17 protein-coding genes and 1 tRNA gene are annotated in these 16,041 nt (G+C 56.5%); 6 read left to right on the forward strand and 12 right to left on the reverse strand.

Annotation, left to right across the window (positions count from 1 at the left end):
- Positions 1-79 precede the first annotated feature (79 nt).
- The gene (locus tag ACHUE7_RS07535) at positions 80-832 is read right to left on the reverse strand and encodes an S-methyl-5'-thioinosine phosphorylase (protein ID WP_394169428.1); all 753 of its coding nucleotides are present in this window, start codon (positions 830-832) and stop codon (positions 80-82) included.
- A 126-nt stretch (positions 833-958) separates the two neighbouring features.
- A tRNA-Arg gene (locus ACHUE7_RS07540) sits at positions 959-1,034 on the reverse strand.
- Positions 1,035-1,180: 146 nt separating this feature from the next.
- Between ACHUE7_RS07540 and ACHUE7_RS07545 the strand changes: the two genes are divergently transcribed.
- Positions 1,181-1,726: a YecA/YgfB family protein gene (locus tag ACHUE7_RS07545; protein ID WP_394169429.1), complete on the forward strand. Its 546-nt coding sequence runs from the start codon at positions 1,181-1,183 to the stop codon at positions 1,724-1,726.
- On the opposite strand, the gene ACHUE7_RS07550 is transcribed toward ACHUE7_RS07545, so the two are convergent.
- The 8 genes from ACHUE7_RS07550 to ACHUE7_RS07585 form a co-directional block, all read right to left on the reverse strand.
- Positions 1,723-2,025 carry a BolA family protein gene (locus tag ACHUE7_RS07550; RefSeq protein WP_394169430.1) on the reverse strand — a complete coding sequence of 101 codons (303 nt, stop codon included), beginning with the start codon at positions 2,023-2,025 and terminating at the stop codon, positions 1,723-1,725. The two genes, ACHUE7_RS07545 and ACHUE7_RS07550, sit on opposite strands and share 4 nt — an antisense overlap.
- A 97-nt stretch (positions 2,026-2,122) precedes the next feature.
- The gene (locus tag ACHUE7_RS07555; RefSeq protein ID WP_394169431.1) at positions 2,123-2,635 is read right to left on the reverse strand and encodes a 3'-5' exonuclease; all 513 of its coding nucleotides are present in this window, start codon (positions 2,633-2,635) and stop codon (positions 2,123-2,125) included.
- A 116-nt stretch (positions 2,636-2,751) separates the two neighbouring features.
- Positions 2,752-4,473: a protein-disulfide reductase DsbD family protein gene (locus tag ACHUE7_RS07560; RefSeq protein ID WP_394169432.1), complete on the reverse strand. Its 1,722-nt coding sequence runs from the start codon at positions 4,471-4,473 to the stop codon at positions 2,752-2,754.
- Positions 4,474-4,510: 37 nt separating this feature from the next.
- The gene (locus ACHUE7_RS07565; protein ID WP_394169433.1) at positions 4,511-5,404 is read right to left on the reverse strand and encodes an FAD:protein FMN transferase; all 894 of its coding nucleotides are present in this window, start codon (positions 5,402-5,404) and stop codon (positions 4,511-4,513) included.
- Between the two features lie 72 nt (positions 5,405-5,476).
- Positions 5,477-6,721, reverse strand: coding sequence for a DUF3570 domain-containing protein (locus tag ACHUE7_RS07570; RefSeq protein WP_394169434.1), 1,245 nt, complete (start codon positions 6,719-6,721; stop codon positions 5,477-5,479).
- A 9-nt stretch (positions 6,722-6,730) separates the two neighbouring features.
- The gene (locus ACHUE7_RS07575; protein WP_394169435.1) at positions 6,731-6,967 is read right to left on the reverse strand and encodes a DUF4266 domain-containing protein; all 237 of its coding nucleotides are present in this window, start codon (positions 6,965-6,967) and stop codon (positions 6,731-6,733) included.
- Positions 6,968-7,031: 64 nt separating this feature from the next.
- Positions 7,032-8,660, reverse strand: a complete 1,629-nt coding sequence (locus ACHUE7_RS07580; protein WP_394169436.1) for a DUF1501 domain-containing protein — start codon at positions 8,658-8,660, stop codon at positions 7,032-7,034.
- 11 nt (positions 8,661-8,671) lie between these two features.
- Entirely contained in the window at positions 8,672-11,116 is a 2,445-nt protein-coding gene (locus ACHUE7_RS07585) for a c-type cytochrome (RefSeq protein WP_394169437.1), read from the reverse strand.
- Between the two features lie 275 nt (positions 11,117-11,391).
- On the opposite strand from ACHUE7_RS07585, the gene ACHUE7_RS07590 reads away from it, so the two are divergent.
- Together ACHUE7_RS07590 and ACHUE7_RS07595 are read left to right on the forward strand one after the other, a co-directional pair.
- Positions 11,392-12,588 carry a DesA family fatty acid desaturase gene (locus ACHUE7_RS07590; RefSeq protein ID WP_394169438.1) on the forward strand — a complete coding sequence of 399 codons (1,197 nt, stop codon included), beginning with the start codon at positions 11,392-11,394 and terminating at the stop codon, positions 12,586-12,588.
- Positions 12,585-12,929: a hypothetical protein gene (locus ACHUE7_RS07595; RefSeq protein WP_394169439.1), complete on the forward strand. Its 345-nt coding sequence runs from the start codon at positions 12,585-12,587 to the stop codon at positions 12,927-12,929. Before ACHUE7_RS07590 ends, ACHUE7_RS07595 begins: the two co-directional genes overlap by 4 nt.
- On the opposite strand, the gene ACHUE7_RS07600 is transcribed toward ACHUE7_RS07595, so the two are convergent.
- A complete protein-coding gene (locus ACHUE7_RS07600; RefSeq protein WP_394169440.1) occupies positions 12,926-13,474 on the reverse strand; it encodes a sugar O-acetyltransferase in 549 nt (182 codons plus the stop codon). The two genes, ACHUE7_RS07595 and ACHUE7_RS07600, sit on opposite strands and share 4 nt — an antisense overlap.
- 142 nt (positions 13,475-13,616) lie before the next feature.
- Between ACHUE7_RS07600 and arsC the strand changes: the two genes are divergently transcribed.
- From arsC to ACHUE7_RS07615, 3 genes are read left to right on the forward strand one after another with little or no spacing between them, the layout of a single operon-like run.
- Positions 13,617-13,964 (forward strand): arsenate reductase (glutaredoxin), encoded by a 348-nt coding sequence (gene arsC, locus ACHUE7_RS07605; protein ID WP_181952699.1) that lies wholly within the window; start codon positions 13,617-13,619, stop codon positions 13,962-13,964.
- Complete coding sequence (wrbA, locus tag ACHUE7_RS07610) at positions 13,965-14,564, forward strand: NAD(P)H:quinone oxidoreductase (protein ID WP_394169441.1); 600 nt, start codon at positions 13,965-13,967, stop codon at positions 14,562-14,564.
- The gene (locus ACHUE7_RS07615) at positions 14,554-14,967 is read left to right on the forward strand and encodes a hypothetical protein (protein ID WP_394169442.1); all 414 of its coding nucleotides are present in this window, start codon (positions 14,554-14,556) and stop codon (positions 14,965-14,967) included. The genes wrbA and ACHUE7_RS07615 overlap by 11 nt, the downstream gene beginning before the upstream one ends.
- On the opposite strand, the gene ACHUE7_RS07620 is transcribed toward ACHUE7_RS07615, so the two are convergent.
- On the reverse strand, positions 14,964-15,938 hold the full coding sequence (locus ACHUE7_RS07620; protein WP_394169443.1) for a GlxA family transcriptional regulator: 975 nt from the start codon (positions 15,936-15,938) through the stop codon (positions 14,964-14,966). The two genes, ACHUE7_RS07615 and ACHUE7_RS07620, sit on opposite strands and share 4 nt — an antisense overlap.
- Between the last annotated feature and the right edge of the window lie 103 nt (positions 15,939-16,041).

The following is a 16,041-nucleotide window of genomic DNA, read 5'->3' on the forward strand; positions in this document are numbered from 1 at the left end:
TGACCATAAAAAAAAGCCAGCAATTGCTGGCTTTTTTTTATGCGATGCTCGATCCGCAAACCGATTTACCGACGCTTAACTACTCGGTATAGAAGCGATTGACGGACGTCTCTACGATGCGCTTTACCCGCTCCATGCCCGCGGCCAGGTTCTCGTCAATTTCCTTGATGGTAATAACCCCTTCACCCTTGCCTGCTGCCGGGTTCACCACCACCGACAAACTGGCGTAGCGTAATTTCAGCTCCCGGGCGAGCGCTGCCTCAGGCATGCCGGTCATGCCCACCAGGTCACAGCCATCCTGCTCCATGCGGAATATCTCGGCAACCGTCTCCAGTCTCGGCCCCTGGGTCGCACCATAGACCCCACCGTTAATAACCGGTTCAGACACGTCCTTGGCGGACTTGAGCAATAATTGACGCAAGCTTTCTGTATAGGGGTAACTGAAATCAACGTGGGTCACTCCGGAGAGTTCGCCTTCAAAGATGGTCGATTCCCGGCCGTGGGTGTAGTCGATGATCTGCACCGGCACCACAAGCGCCTGACTGGTCATATTGCGGGTAATACCGCCCACTGCATTAATGGCGATCACATCGGTCGCATAGAGATTCTGCAGCGCCCACAAATTGGCACGATAGTTTACCTGATGCGGTGGTACACGGTGCGGATGCCCGTGCCGGGCCAGAAACAAAACCCGATAGCCGTTGAGCTCGCCTTCCAGTATGGGGGCCGACGGTGAGCCATAAGGCGTCTGTACATCGTGTGCGTTGGAAATGGTAAGCCCCGGTAACTGCGTCAGACCGGTTCCGCCTATGATTGCCAGTGTATCAGACATACCCTACCTCGTTTCCATTGACTGAAGCCGCTGACTGCGCCGGGTTACCGGTGTGACCAGACGGGCTGGGCGATTCAGAGGGTGGTATCGACCGAATGGTAGGAACCCGCTCCTCATCAATAATCCTGGTCTCCCCGCCTGGACTCGAACCAGGATTTAAGCCTTAGGAGGGCCTCGTTCTATCCAGTTGAACTACGGGGAGAATCCGGGCCATTGTAACGGCCCTCGCCAAACATGGAAACCCGTTTGCGAACAGAGACTTACCGCCGTTCACCTACCAGCGGTGCGTATTCAATCGGGTCACTAACCCGGTATACTGCGTGCATTGAACTCAACGGAGCCTGCTCAATGACCTCAGAGACCGATCTGGATGCCCTGGCCGACTGGCTGGAAGACGACCACCGCAGTGAGGACTGTCTCGACATTCACGGCCTGCACGGTTACCTGACTGCGCTGGTCATCGTTCAGGAGCCCCTGTCGGACGACTGGCTCAACGACACCCTCGGCCAACCGCTGTCCGACTTGCCGGAAGCCGAAGCGCAGCAGTTTGCTGACAGCTGCGTAACGCTCTACCGGGAAATTTCAGACGAGCTCTATTCCGACGATCAGGTCGCACTCAGTTTCGAGCCGGACATAGAATGGGAAGACTCAGACATGCAGGCCTGGGCTGTGGGTTTTATGGAGGTGGTCTTTGCTCTGCCCGACCGGTTTATTCACACCAGTGAAGACGATCTGGCCACCTTGCTGTTACCAATCGAAGTGGCCTCAGGGCTTTTTGCCGACGAAGCCGACTACCGTCCGTTTTACCGCAACAAGACCTTGCTCAGCCAGATGTTCAATGACATACCGGACATTTTGACCGACCTGTATCTGCTGCTGAACAGCCCGGCCTAGTTGCGGCTACCACCCCGGCAATCGGGAGATGCCGGGGCTTCACCCTGCCACTCATCAGGCGAATAGGCGTGAATGGCCAACGCATGAACGGGCCCGGCCAGTTCTTCTTGAAGTAACTGGTAGACCTTCTGGTGACGCTGAACTGCCCGCACGCCTGCAAACGCCTCGCTGACAATCTCCACCCGGAAATGGGTTTCGCTGTTCTCGGGCACCGAATGTTTATGACTCTCGTTATCGACGCTCAGATGACGGGGCGACAGCGCCGCCAGTTTATTCTTGATCGCAAGTGCAACAGACATGATCGGGCTCGCTTGGGTTGGCGTGAAGAACAGTATTTGATGCAAACAAGATCGGGGTGAAAAAGACGGATTCAAGAGGCCCGGCAGTGAGTCAAACTCAAGAACGTTTCAACTGGGCCTGGTATTCCATCAGCGCCGTGGCTTCATAAGTCATCTGCAACAAACGGGCATCTTCACCAGCCCGATGATGGCTGAGCGCATGCTCTGACCGGATGCGCAGCTTCGTGTCATCCCACACCGAGAGCTGGTACTCGGTGAGTATGCGCGGCAGGGTTTCCAGCCGGAACGTCATGGTCCGGCGGGCACAATAGTACAACAGTGCCAGCCAGCCGGAATCGAAACCCCAGCCGTCACTGTACAATATCTGCCCTTCCAGCATTTCATTCAGATGGTCGGCAATGCTATCGACACCCAAACCGTCCCGAACCAGTTGCTCCCGGGTAATCCCATGCAACTGAGCTGCATTGTCGTCCCAGTGATCCCAGTCAGACTCGGGTCGAACCAGCCAGGACATCGCTTCGCCAGATTCCGTTGCCACCCCTATTTCGATCGGATAACTGCCCCGCCCAAATCCGGAAGCTTCAATGTCGATAATGCCTGGCAATAACATCGGTGTGGGTATCTCTCTCCGTACGGTGGCGTTAGGGCCTGCTGTGCAAGCCCCTGTTGCGAGTGGTTCCTGGCATCTTCAGATGCCTAAAGCACGCGCCCGGGAACGGGCGACCGTCAGGATGCGGAAAAAGTGCGCTCAATCAACCCGGGCGTTAACACCTGGGGCAACAATTGCACCGGTCCACCGTCACCGGGAAAGTAAGCATAGAGAGGAACGCCCTGGCGGTCAAAGCGTGCGATCAGCGCATCGACTTCAGGCGAGGGGTTGGTCCAGTCGGCTTTCATCAGCTGGACCCCCTGTTGTTTGACCAGCGCTTCGAACCGGTCACCCGACAAAGCCACCCGCTCATTAGCCTTGCAGGTGATGCACCAGGCGGCCGTAACGTCCAGAAAAACGGGCTGACCAAGCATCTGGTAACTGTCGAGCATGGCAGCATCGTAAGGCTGCCAGATATCAATCTGCTGGCGCTGGTCGAACACCATCACAAAGGCAATCGCCACAAAAGCAACCCGGAGGCCGCGTTTGAGGAAGCGAGCTATCAGCCCGTTACCAGAGGTCACAGCCAACGCTGGCCAAATTGCCATGGTCAGCAGAATCAGGCCGATACCCACCGACAACAGCACCGTTGTCCCCTGAATTTCAATCAATACCCAAAGCAGCCAGAGCACCGTGGCGAACAGGGGAAACGCCATCAATTGACGGAAAACGTTCATCCAGGCACCCGGCTTCGGCAGTCGGCGAGCCAGGCCCGGCAAATAAGTAATCGCCAGTATGGGCAAGGCCATACCAAAACCCATGGTCGCGAAAATCAGCAGACCCACGGCGGGCGGTTGCAACAGGGCAAACCCGATTGCCGACCCCATAAAGGGGGCCGTGCACGGCGTGGCCACCAGCGTCGCCAGTACGCCGGTAAAGAAAGTACCGGAGGCACCGGGTTTCTGCGTAAGGGTTTGCCCGGCCCCCATTAACCGCTGGCCAACTTCAACGTAACCGGCCATGGCCAGTGCCAGGACATAGAACAGCATGATCAGGCCGGCAACAAAGATCGGCGACTGTAGCTGAAAGCCCCAGCCCACCCAGGTTCCAAACTGGCGCAACAGCAACAATACAGCCGCAACCGCCATAAAACTGAGTACTACACCCAAGGTGTAGATCCAGCCATGCAGTCGCGAATGGTGTGTGTCTTGTCCCCACTGAGCCAGGTGCATTGCCTTGAGCGACAGCACCGGAAACACACAGGGCATGAGATTGAGGACCATGCCACCAAGCAGAGCGAATACCAGCGCCAGTGCCAGCGACAGACTGGCTACATCGGAGCCTGGCTGCCCCTCTGTATCAAAGGCGCTGCGAGTGAGGGCTGAACCCGCTGCAGTGGTGGTGGCTGTGCCTGAAACCGATGTGGCCATGGCGGTGCCATTAATATCGAATACACGGGTCTGAGGCGGGTAACACAAGCCGGCATCGGCGCAGCCCTGATAGACAACTTCAATAACACCCTGGTCGGCCAATACCGCGTAGTCCGCCGTCATGGTGTCGTAGTAGACCGGCATGATTTCCTTGAACGTATCGTCGTACTTTTCCAATACATTGAAAGATAGCTGGCCTTCAGCGACTTCAGCGCCATCACGGGTATTTACCCGGTGCTGATCGCGGTACAGATAGTATTCATCGGCGATGTCCCAGTGCAACTTCAACTGGTCGCCATTGCGCTCAACGGTTAACTCGAAAGCTTCGTCTACCGGTAAAAACTCCGATGCAACGGCATTGCCCAGTGTTGCCATGCATACCAGCATGAAAGAACAGAGCATTGAAATTCTGGTCAGGTGCTTAATCATCGGGTAGGAACCTTGAACCTTTTTGCAGTTAACATTATTAAGGAGTGACCAGCGTACCAGACACATTCATCGCCGCATCACATAGTAAAAAAGGTACTTCCAGCTTCACCAGCCAGCTTTCGGCATCTTTACCTTTGAGCATGGCAATAGTGGCCAGGCTACCAGCCATAATACAGTGGTCGGCAATCACGGTAACAGCGCGTGGAGCATCCGAAACCGGCCAGCCGGTGTGCGGGTTCAGAATATGACTGTAACGTACACCCTTGTGGGTAAACCCCCGCTCGTAATCCCCGCTGCTGGCCAGACCACCCTTGTTCAGCGCAACGCTGGCCATGGCCTGATTGGTCCCCTGCGGGTCTCTTACACTCAACATCCAGGGGCGGCCATCTGCCTGTGGCCCGGTTACAGCAATATCACCAGCTAGGTTGGCCATACCACGGTATCCGGCTTCGGTTATCAGAGCCACCAGGCGGTCGGCAGCAAACTCTTTCACGATGCCACCGAAGTCGAGTTCCATGCCGGGTTCCAGCCGTAACTGCTCTCCGTTCCACTCGACCCGCTCCCAACCGACAGCGGCCCGGGCCGCTGCTATCTCGGCTGGGCTGGGGATGCGTTGCCGCCTGAAATCCCAGGCCCGCCGCAGAGCACCGGCCGTGACATCAAAAACGCCGTCGCTAAGCCGGTAGCAATGTTCGGCATAATTCAGCAACCCTGCACACTCTGCATCGACAGACTGAACGGTACCCGCCTTCCGGTTAATATCACTGACCAGGCTATCTGGCAGGTAACGGGAATAACGCTGTTCCAGCCTTACAACTTCGCTTCTAAGTCGCTCCAGCAAGCTATCCGGAGCACCAAAAACGGCCAGATCACAGGGGCCACCCATGCCCTTGAAATGGCACAGTCGGGGCTCGGGGTTAGGTTCTATCATAACCAAATGCCTGTGGCCTTTGCCTGAGGGCAGTTGAGCCACACCCTCCCCTGATTTTCCAGCATGCGCCGGTCAAAAACGGAAATCCAGACCCGTTGTCAGTCGCCAAAAGGCTGGCAAACCCGGCGTTTCATCATCGAAGTTAAACCCATAGGAGGGGTTCGCAGCGTAACGCTCGCCGGTGATGGTCCAGGAGTAGTTCCTAAAATCCGTTTTTAATGCCAGCCCCATGCTCAACGCCCCATACTTCGACAAACGGGGATCGCTGGAATAATAGGTGGTTGTATCGGCGGTGTAGTAAGGGTCTGCCACACCATGATCGGGTATTTCATAGAAGTAAGCCTGAGTCTGCTGGTAATACCGCAGCGAAGGTATCAGCTGAAAATCCACTTCATTGCGTACGAACCAGTCCCAGCCGGGTGCGTAATTCTGGTACCAGGAAAGATCGGTTGTTGTCGACCAGATATCCCAGCTATCGGCCAGAAAACGGAAATCCAGATGCAGGGCGCCGTCAATGCCCGGGAAATACTTCCGACCACCCGCCGAGAGCGTTACCAGAGTTCGGCTGTCCGGGCGAATATCGTAAGGCACCTCGGCCCCCGCCCGCTCACGGTAGGGGTCTGACATGTAGCCGGAACGATGGGTCACACTGACACCCGCCTGAACGACGGTGTTCATATCAATGATCTGGCTGATGCCTTCAAAGATGGAGGCCTGCCATTTGGTCTGGTCTTTGGCTGCAAAACGCCCTGGGGTGTTTGCCTGCTGATCGGCCGGATCGGAATAGTCCTGAGTGGGGTCCAGGAAATCATACCCCAGCGTCGCCCCGCCACTGAGCGTTGTCATTTGATCATTGATTTGCAGCGAACCATCGATGCCGGAACTCAGCGCCAGATAATCCTGTTCAACGGATATACCCGCCTGTGCACCAATATCAGCTTGCGACCAGTAATAACGGCCGGTCCCGTACAAATCGAAACGGCGCTCAATGGAAGCGCCAGCCATATACACCCGAGTGACGTCTTCATCATCCAGGTAGGTGTATACCGGAGAGGCACCCGACATGGTTTCGAAGCTGCCTTCGACATCCCAGCTCATGTTGGAACCATAAGGCATCATCAGGTAAAACTGATGCACTTGAATAGTATAACGCTCCTGAGCGCCACCGTCGGTGCGACTTTCCGGGGAATCATCTTCGGTGTAATAGGTGTACTGATACCCCGCTTCTGACTCTGCCGGGGCGGCAGCCTGTGCCATTGAAACCAGCCCGGGAATGGCCAGTGCACTGCGGGCCAACTGCTTTACTGCTTCAGACATCCGTTATCCTCAATTACAACCGCAACCACCACCGGCAGCGGCACCGCCACCCGATGACGCTTCTTTTGAAAAATACACATGGCCGTTCAGTGTCGATTCGAGCCGGTTCGGAGACCAGCTCATTTCCTCTTTAGCCAGCACACCGCGCTCCCAGGGTTGAACGGTTGTACAGCCGCCCAGTGCAACGAGGCAGAGCATCGCCAATCCACTCGTCTTTGCTGCCTTTACCAATGTTATGTCTGTCATCTGCACTATCCGTTTACCGCAAGCAATGCGCCCCGGGGGGCACACTGCCAAAGGATTGTTTTTGTTAGCCGAGTATCGGCAGATCTGCGTCAACGTCAATCGGGAAACGTTGCGAAAAGGCGTGGTTCTGGATATTACCAGCTGCCCGCAATTGCCGGTGCAGGTGAGCGGGCGTCATCCGGATACCGCTGCTGTTCGAGGCAGTTGGTACAAGCCGACCACCCTGAACCTGGACATTTCTCGGTCCGACCAATGCATCCGTAGCGTTGACCACGCTGCCTCCGGCCACATCACGCCCCAGCAACACATAGCTGGTAACGGCCCAGTGATCTTTGCCGTTACCGCCGTTGAACCAAGGCGTACGACCGAAGTCCGATCCTAGAATGACGGTTGTCTTATCCGTAATATTGTAGACATCCATCGCCTGCCACAGGTAATGCAAGTCGACTAGGACATCCCGTATTCTCGGGAACTGATTGTTGTCGTGGTTGTTGTGCGTATCGAACCCACCGAAACCGATTTGCATGGATGAGGCCATGCCGGCATCCATCGACGCAGCCCCGATGCGCATCTGCCGTTGGCGGTTATTCCGGGCCCGATCATCCAGGGCTCTTTGGGGAGTCCCCTCAGGTGGCGTAGCCAACTGGGCGGCGACACCAGAAAACGCAACGCCTTCGTCGCGCACCATATACAACTGGCTTTTCAAACGCACCCGTCTGGGCAGTGTTTCTTTTTCGGCCAGCACTTGCCGACGCTGATCCTTCGCCTGTTCGATCAGTGAATCCAGGCCATTTTGCAGGTAATTGCCTTCAGGGTTGGCCAGTGCATTAAATACACCCACATCACTGGCGCTAGACCGTGCGACCAGGCCAGCCGTTTCGTTATTGCCACCGCCATTGGTGATATAGGCCAGAGGCATTTCCGCTCCCTTGGCCGCAGCGTACAAGGCACTGAAATCAGGGTAGGACGTATCCATACTGCCGGTATCCGCAAAGCGGGTGCCGGTGTCGTGGCCGTTGGTACGATTGTCTACCCCATTTAGCACGCGTGCATGCTGGGCATACAGGCAGTAAAAGGCATCGTAAACAAACAGGTTAGCCGCCATATTGGTGTTGTTACGCACCAGGCCGTTAAAGAACCCCGGGGAACCGGCGACCAGGGTGTCAAAATTAACGGTATTGACCGACCCTTCCAGAATGGCGGCAGCGTTATTGCGTATGGTTGCCGCATTAGTGGATTTTTGCGTTGCCCAGCTAAAGCCACCTTCAGTATTTGCGGTCAGCACATCGCCCGCTATGGTACCGGCTAGCATCCGCTGGATCATCTCGATAGGCAGGCCTGAATTCTCGCTACCCTCGTCATCGTCATTGAAGGTGCCAATGTAAGGCGCATAGCGCATATCTTCATCGATACCCGCTTCCAACGCGACATCGACAGCCCGGCGAATGGCCCCTTCGCTGTATCGATTGACAGGCGAGCCACCCTCCCTTGCACCCGGGTCAATGGTCTGGCGCAACCGGTTACCTTTAGGGTCACAGAGGGAGGTTGGATCCCAGCCTCCGCCCAGATGCAGGAATACGAAATACCTGTTTACGGGGGTCGATTCAGCATAAACCCGTTGCGTCATGACCATGGGACTGCATACGGCCATTCCGGTTGCACTGAGTGTTTTAATAAAATCACGGCGTTTCATCTGGGTGACCCTTATCCGTAAATAAAGCGATAGTCGTTCATCAGATACACCAGCACGGCAAACCAGGCGTGCTCGGCGTCACTCAGTCCGTTACAACCAGACTGAATCCCCTCATTTACAACGGTACTGAACAACTCAAACGCGATGTCTACATCTTCACTGTTGAGTTCAACTTCTTCATGCAGCAAAGCAAGATAGAGCGACTGAATCGTCGTACGAATTGCCATGGCTTCCGCGCGCCGGTTGATGCCCGATTCGCTCACAAGATCGGTTGACGTCTCTACCAGACGGAAGAGGTTTCGTTCCGAACGCGGCTGGTCGAATTCGTATTGCACCACATCACAGGACTCTTCAACCGCCATTGCTTGCGTCAGTGTTGCAATAATACCACTGGCTGATTCGGCGTCTTCCACGACTTCGCGCGAATCCTTGCCGCCCATAAAGCGACGACCGGTGCGGGAATAGAGATTCACAGTGCCGTTGTTCCGCCAGCCTCCCGAATTAATGGCACGCAGCTTTTGATTCAGCAAATGAGCCGGAACCAGCCGCGCAGTACCCAGGCTGTCGTATTCATCAGACATACCCGGCTGATACAACCCACGAGCGCGGTAATACCCACTTTTGGTAATGGCATATACCAGCTCTTTGATGTCATACCCGGCCGCTGAAAACTCGGACGCAGCATTGGTAATCAGTCGGGCTTGTTGGGCGTAGGCATCACGATAAGCCTGAGGTGAATCCGGGTTCGGGGCACCCATAATTGGCTGACCGATCAGCCCCCTGACAACTATTTGGCTAATACCCCGGGCATAAGCAGCATCTTGCGCAATGGTTTCACCCAGCCACTGAACTTCGCGACCGTTATAGTTATTGCTGGTACTGAATTGATCGAAACCCGCACCCAGTTGCGACCAGCCGACTTCGACGCCTGGCGTCAGAGGCACTTCACCTTGGTCCAGGACCTGCAGTTCTTCATCGGTCTGATACACACCATCGAGACGGAAATGGCTGAACGCTTCTGCAACCGGATCCATGATCTTGTGGCACACCACGCAATCGGAATTGGTCTTGGTCGGATCGCTCACCCCGACAGAGGTATTAGAAGCCTCATCCAGCTCCAGTGCAGCCACGTCGCGGTTACCTTCAATGGCCAGTAAATCCTTGCCACCGAAGAACCAGTAGACCATGCGTGCACGATGACGATGGCGGTTGGTGTCCATTGCAGTGAACTTGTTCAGAAAAACCAGATCCGTTAGTACACCTGAGTGTGGAATACCGGAATTCTTAACATTGCCACCCACATCGTTGTAGTAAAGCTGTACTGCCCGAATATCACGCGGATCATAGGGAAAGGCTTCCATAACATACTGGGCAGTGAGATTGCCATTGGTGCGCGTTGAGTTTCCGTTGGTATCGCGCCCGACCAAATCAGCGACATCCAGATAGCTGTTCAGCGATTCGACATTTGGCCAGGTTTCCCATTCAGGTTCTGGCAGAACCGGTAATGCGCCGTTATTGGCACTGGCATCCGGGTCAACAGCCCGAATGTTGGGCTGGTCGGTATCTCCGGCAAAGGCATGCCAGGAGAAGGCGTTGGCAACGGTGTATTTACCGCTGACCAGCTCACGGAAATCCCGGTCATTGCGTGCCAGGTACTCGACGAACATCAGGGGCTTGCGTGACAGGGCTTCATCTGAAAAATGACGCAGATAGGCAGAGCTCAGCGGAAAATCTGCCATATCGTCGTTGTCGGGATCAAGCACCCGGTCATACCAGTCCATTGCATTAAAAATGTCCTGGTTGTCGTTGTCGTTTACATCGCGGTTATAGACTTCACCCGGGTTACCCCCATTGGTGCGACGGTACTGATCGGTCTGGAAGCTGTCATTGAACACGTCTTTCAAGCGTTCATAGAAGTAATCTTCTTCCATGAATCCAGCCACGACTTCGCGCTCGCCTTCCAGACTTTCTGAAAAGCGGGTGACCTCTTCGGGTTCCGGCAAACGACCGGCCAGCTCAAACGCCAGCTTGTAGACCGCCTCGCGCGGTGTCAGCGTTGCAACACCGGGAATGGCCCGATCGACACTGCCTCTGGTGGATTCATTGAAGGCGACATAGACATACTCGGCAACATCTTGTGCATTCTGACCACGCAATGGGCTGGACGCACTGGGCATGTCCTTTTTAATTTTGGCAATCAGCGACTCGGTACTGCCGCAAGATGCACAGCCGACCAGTGGACCGCCAGAGCCGCCGGCGCCACTGCCGCCATGACAGGAGGCGCATTCTTTGGCATAGAGTGACTTGCCGGCCTCGTTTAGGGACCGGGCTGACGTATCATCGCCGTCGAAATCCTGGGCGCAGCCGACCAGCATGGTCAGCAGACTGGCCAGCGCCAATCCACCCAATCGCCGGACCCACCCGGAAACATCACTGTTTGATTGTTGCAATTCCATAGTTGTTCGCTCCACCCAGCCGAGGGCCATTGGTAATTTGGCGAACATAGCAATAAAGGCGAAGACGCAAGCGGAACGGCTTCACACTCTCTTTACAAATTGCCGTGCATGTGACCTCTGTCACACTTTTAAATTAGATCCCCTTCCGCAAGAGTGACCCTGTACGTCGCTTATTGCCGCGTTCCTGTCATTAGTCGGGGGCCAGCGGGCAAACCGGGTTGGAGGTGGGCCCGGCCCGACCTATACTGAGGGTTGAAACTCAAGAGGAAACACGAATGTCCCTGGCAACCGGCCTGCTGCAATGGCAGTGGTGGCATCCACTGGTTTATACGTTGGTTCTGACTCACATCACCATTATCGCTGTTACCGTATTTCTGCACCGGCATTCAGCGCACAGAGCGCTTCAATTGCACCCAATCGTGAAACACGCTTTCCGGTTCTGGCTGTGGCTGACCACATCAATCAAGACAAAAGAGTGGACGGCTATCCACCGGCGCCATCACGCGACCTGTGAAACCGAACAAGACCCTCACAGCCCACAAGTGCTGGGTATTAAAAAAGTGTTGCTGGAAGGCTCTGAACTCTACAAGCAAGCCGCTGACCCGGCGACGCTCTCGCGTTATGGCAATGGCACCCCGGACGACTGGCTGGAGCGTAAGGTATACAGCCACCCGATAGGCAATTACCTGGGCATCGCCCTGATGGCTGGCCTCAATATCGCTCTGTTCGGCCCGATCGGTCTGACCATCTGGGCCGCACAAATGCTGTGGATTCCGATCTGGGCTGCGGGTGTTATCAATGGTCTGGCGCACTACTGGGGCTACCGGAATTTTGAAAGCCCTGATGCCGCGCGCAATCTGGTGCCCATCGCCGCCTTCATTGGCGGTGAAGAGTTGCACAACAATCACCACACCTACCCCAACTCCGCCCGGCTCTCTTCGCGCTGGTATGAATTCGACATTGGCTGGTTTTACATCAGAACCCTGCAGCTAATGGGTCTGGCATGGGACATTCGCCGCGGCCCGGTGGTGCACAAGGTGGCCAGCAAATCCCTGATCGACGCCGATACCGCGCTGGCTGCGGCCAACGACCGCTTTCGCATCATGGCCCAGTTCAAGCGGCAGGTGTTGCGTCGCACCATTCGAAGTGACCGCCGCATCAAGGCATCGGCCGGGGCGCATTACCGAGGTCTGGTGCAGTGGCTGTCGCAAAACCAGGAACACTGGGATGACGCACGGCACGACTGGATGAACACTTTCTTTGAAAAACACCCGGAGCTGCGCACGCTGCACAGCCTGAAAGAAGAGCTCAATCACATCTGGTCGTTGCGCACCCGCTCGAAAGAGGAATTAATGGCAGCATTCAAAGCCTGGTGCGAAAAAGCCGATGCAGCCGGTGTAGAGGCGCTCTCGGAGTTCTCCGCCATGCTGCGTCAATACACCTTGAAGCCGGCCGCGATTGGCGCACGATGACCGATACCAACGCCCTGCTGCATGTACTGGAAGGCTTGCGCTTACGACGCATGACAGCCACTTACAAGGTCGTGGCTGATGCCATTGGCCTCACCCCGCCAGGGCAAATTCAGGCGCTGGCGGCCTTGCTCGAAGCAATACAGGAAGACGATGCCCACCTTGAGCGGCCGCAGCGGGCCGCCCTGGTCATACAGAACGGCAAAGATCCGATTCCACGCCCTGGGTTTTTTCAACAACTCACGGCCCTCGGCGTCTATCAGGGCAATGACCGGGGTGCGGAAGCCGCCATGTGGCATCAAAATGAAATTGAGCGCTTGTACGGGCTCGGGCCGTTGGGTTAAGCCGGTAACTTCTTAACCCAACGGGCCGGGTTACCCGCCACCAGTGTCCTTGCTGGAACCGATTCCCGAACCACCGAGCCGGCCGCCACTACCGCGCCATCGCCAAGGGTAACGCCCGGCAAAATGATCGTCTGACCACCCACCCATACGTTTCGCCCCAGGGTAATGGGGCGTGCAAATTCTTCACCGCGAGCACGTTGCTCCGTATGGAGCGGGTGCGACACGGTATAAAGGTGGACGCCGGGCCCGACCAGGCTGCCCTCGCCGATTTCGATCCAGGCGCTGTCGAGCAACACGCACCCGAAATTCAGATACACCCGGTCCGCCAGCCGTATCTGAGTGCCGTAATCGACCTGTATGCCCGGTTCGATAAAGGTGTGTTGACCGCAGGCTTCAAACAGGGCCGTCAGTCGCCTCAGGTTGCCAGGGGTGGGCGCATGGGCAAACCGGGCGCAACGCTCCCTCGCCTGAAAGCGTAACTGCCGAAGTTCAGGGTCAAGCGGGTTAAATACCGCACCGCTGCGCATCTTATCCAGTTCAGTCATTGGGTCTCCTTGAGCCCGGTGGTGTCACTCTGCTGCGTTACTCATTACAATCCCCACAGATCTTTCGCCCTGTTTCCTCATTCAAGTACCCGAGGGCCCCGGGCCAGAGTCGCCTTTCAAGTTGACTGACAGGATATCCGCCATGACCACCCCCGTCTTGTATCACAATCCGCGTTGTTCCAAATCCCGCGAAGCCAAAGCTTTGCTTGACGACGCGGGCATCGATTACCAGGTCAGACTGTATCTCACCGACCCCCTGTCCGTCGCGGAACTGAAAACCCTGCTGAAGCAACTGGGTCTCTCTGCCGCCGATGTACTGCGTCGCAAGGAGGCCGATGCAAAGGCGGCAGGCCTCGACAGCAACAGCAGCGATGAACAGATACTGGATGCCATGGCCCGGTTCCCAAAATTGCTGGAGCGACCCATCCTGGTAACCGGCAAAGGGGCACGTATTGGTCGCCCGCCCGAAGCCATTCGGGAGATTCTGTAAGTGCCCTATTTGCTGATTCTGTATTACAGCCGCCACGGCAGCCTGGCGCAACTGGCTGAAGCCATCGCCTCCGGCGTCGATGAAGTGGCTGGCATCGAGTCGCGACTGCGAACCGTGCCGGCAGTGCGCGCCGACCATGAAGTAACGGGCAGCGACATTCCTGACGATGGCCCCTTGTTCTGCACACTCGACGATCTCGCCAACTGTCACGGTCTGGCACTCGGCTCACCCGGTCGCTTTGGCAATATGGCTGCGTCGCTGAAATATTTTCTCGAACAAAGCTCCTCACTCTGGGTATCGGGCAAACTGGTGGGCAAACCCGCCGGTGTGTTTACCAGCACCACGACCCCGCATGGCGGTCAGGAGTCGACCCTGTTGTCGATGATGATCCCTCTGCTGCACCATGGCATGATCATCACCGGGCTGCCGTTCACCGAGAAGTCCCTGCACGACGGCTTTCAGGGGGGTACGCCCTATGGCAGCTCTCACGTAGCCGGACCCTCACACCAGCCACTAACCGATGAGGTTCGCCAACTGGCCAGACACCAGGGCAAACGCCTGGCTCAACTTGCACTGAAGGTAGGTACTGATGACGAATGAAAAAGGCCAGACGGTTAATCTGAACCGTCGACTGCGCACCAGCTACTGGCTGATGTTACTGAGTATCTATGCCGGGGCCTTTCTGTACGGACCAGCCTTTGGCAGCATGCCGGTGGGCGAATGGATTGCCTCCTGCCTGGTCGTTGGTTTCTTTGTCAGCCTGCCTCTGTTGTTGGTTGTTCTGGTCGCACTGCGCCCTACCCCGGGCGGCGTCAGTTGGATGAGTTTTTTGCTGTTGGGTTACCTGATCTACGGCATCGTGCTGATCTTCTCACCGCGCGGTCTGCTCGGCGGTTTGCTGCTGACGGGTACCACGCTCGCCACCTTCATCTATGCCGTCGCCTGGCTACGCCCACTCAAGAAAGCTGCCAAAGCACGCGCGAAAAGCGAACCGTCGCGCTAACCGGCGGCAAACACCTTGCTGCGCACTACCTTGCGATAAGCGCCCGGTGTCAGTGACAGTTTTTGCCGGAAAATCTTGCCGAAATAGGCCGGGTTGCGGTAACCACTCAGCTCGGCGACTTCGGCCACGGTCAGGTTGCTGTCGCGCAGCAATTCTCGGGCGTGCTCCAGACGCAGACGTTGCACATATTCCATCGGGCTCTCGCCGGTCGCCTGGGTGAACCGGCGACTGAAATTTCGCACCGATTGATCGAGCAGGCCCGCCAAAGCATCAACGGTAATCTCCTCCGCCAGATGCTGGCGAACCCACGACTGCACCAGGCTCACCCCCTCATCGTGATGAATGGCCCCGCCCGGTTCAAAATACGGCGTTGAAAAGGTGCGTTTCAGCTCATGCATGAACTGTCGTTCCACCAGGGCCAGCGCTTCCTCGCCGAAGGACTGTTCAATCAGAAACAGTACCAGATCGGTCTGGGCATTGATCGAGCCAGCACAATAGATCCCATCTTCATGGGTCACGAAATGGTGCCCCTCGAAGCGGATAGCCGGATAGCGGCGGGCAAAGCGCTCCAGGTAATACCAATGCGTTGTCGCCACCCGGCCAGCCAGTAAGCCAGCTTCGGCCAGATGCCCGACGCCGGTTCCTGTCGCCGCCAGCCGCGCCCCGGCCTGGTATTGTCTGGCCAGCCAGCGCTGCAGCGGCTGACTGCCTTGCAGCACCGGCCAGGGAGTTCCCCACAAAGGGGGCACAAACACCAGGTCAGCCTGGTCGGCCTGGTCAAAGTTGGTATCGGGCACGATGCGCAGGCCACCGGTCAGTACCGTTGTCGTCGCCTCGCCCACCACTTGCAGCGTCAGCTTCTCCTGGCGCCGGTGGCGTACCCGGTGTCGGCTGGCGGCGTAAAACATCTCCAGCGGCAGGGCCAGTCCCGTCATCAGGGCCTGTTCGCAAACGACAAAAGCTATTTTCATGAACAACCGCTCTCAATACGCGAATTATGGCTTATAAGTTACATCATTCGGCATGATAGTAATACCTTAGCGCCGAAACAGGCACTATAGTCATGCACACTGA

This window comes from Saccharospirillum alexandrii, assembly GCF_043641555.1.
Lineage (GTDB): Bacteria > Pseudomonadota > Gammaproteobacteria > Pseudomonadales > Natronospirillaceae > Saccharospirillum > Saccharospirillum alexandrii_A.

Coding starts and splice junctions, on each gene's coding strand:
- arsC (WP_181952699.1), top strand. CDS start 13,617: ATGACCACCCCCGTCTTGTATCACAATCCGCGTTGTTCCAAATCCCGC.
- ACHUE7_RS07545 (WP_394169429.1), top strand. CDS start 1,181: ATGACCTCAGAGACCGATCTGGATGCCCTGGCCGACTGGCTGGAAGAC.
- ACHUE7_RS07595 (WP_394169439.1), top strand. CDS start 12,585: ATGACCGATACCAACGCCCTGCTGCATGTACTGGAAGGCTTGCGCTTA.
- ACHUE7_RS07620 (WP_394169443.1), bottom strand. CDS start 15,938: ATGAAAATAGCTTTTGTCGTTTGCGAACAGGCCCTGATGACGGGACTG.
- ACHUE7_RS07585 (WP_394169437.1), bottom strand. CDS start 11,116: ATGGAATTGCAACAATCAAACAGTGATGTTTCCGGGTGGGTCCGGCGA.
- ACHUE7_RS07575 (WP_394169435.1), bottom strand. CDS start 6,967: ATGACAGACATAACATTGGTAAAGGCAGCAAAGACGAGTGGATTGGCG.
- ACHUE7_RS07570 (WP_394169434.1), bottom strand. CDS start 6,721: ATGTCTGAAGCAGTAAAGCAGTTGGCCCGCAGTGCACTGGCCATTCCC.
- ACHUE7_RS07590 (WP_394169438.1), top strand. CDS start 11,392: ATGTCCCTGGCAACCGGCCTGCTGCAATGGCAGTGGTGGCATCCACTG.
- ACHUE7_RS07555 (WP_394169431.1), bottom strand. CDS start 2,635: ATGTTATTGCCAGGCATTATCGACATTGAAGCTTCCGGATTTGGGCGG.
- ACHUE7_RS07580 (WP_394169436.1), bottom strand. CDS start 8,660: ATGAAACGCCGTGATTTTATTAAAACACTCAGTGCAACCGGAATGGCC.
- ACHUE7_RS07615 (WP_394169442.1), top strand. CDS start 14,554: ATGACGAATGAAAAAGGCCAGACGGTTAATCTGAACCGTCGACTGCGC.
- ACHUE7_RS07550 (WP_394169430.1), bottom strand. CDS start 2,025: ATGTCTGTTGCACTTGCGATCAAGAATAAACTGGCGGCGCTGTCGCCC.
- ACHUE7_RS07565 (WP_394169433.1), bottom strand. CDS start 5,404: ATGATAGAACCTAACCCCGAGCCCCGACTGTGCCATTTCAAGGGCATG.
- ACHUE7_RS07600 (WP_394169440.1), bottom strand. CDS start 13,474: ATGACTGAACTGGATAAGATGCGCAGCGGTGCGGTATTTAACCCGCTT.
- ACHUE7_RS07535 (WP_394169428.1), bottom strand. CDS start 832: ATGTCTGATACACTGGCAATCATAGGCGGAACCGGTCTGACGCAGTTA.
- ACHUE7_RS07560 (WP_394169432.1), bottom strand. CDS start 4,473: ATGATTAAGCACCTGACCAGAATTTCAATGCTCTGTTCTTTCATGCTG.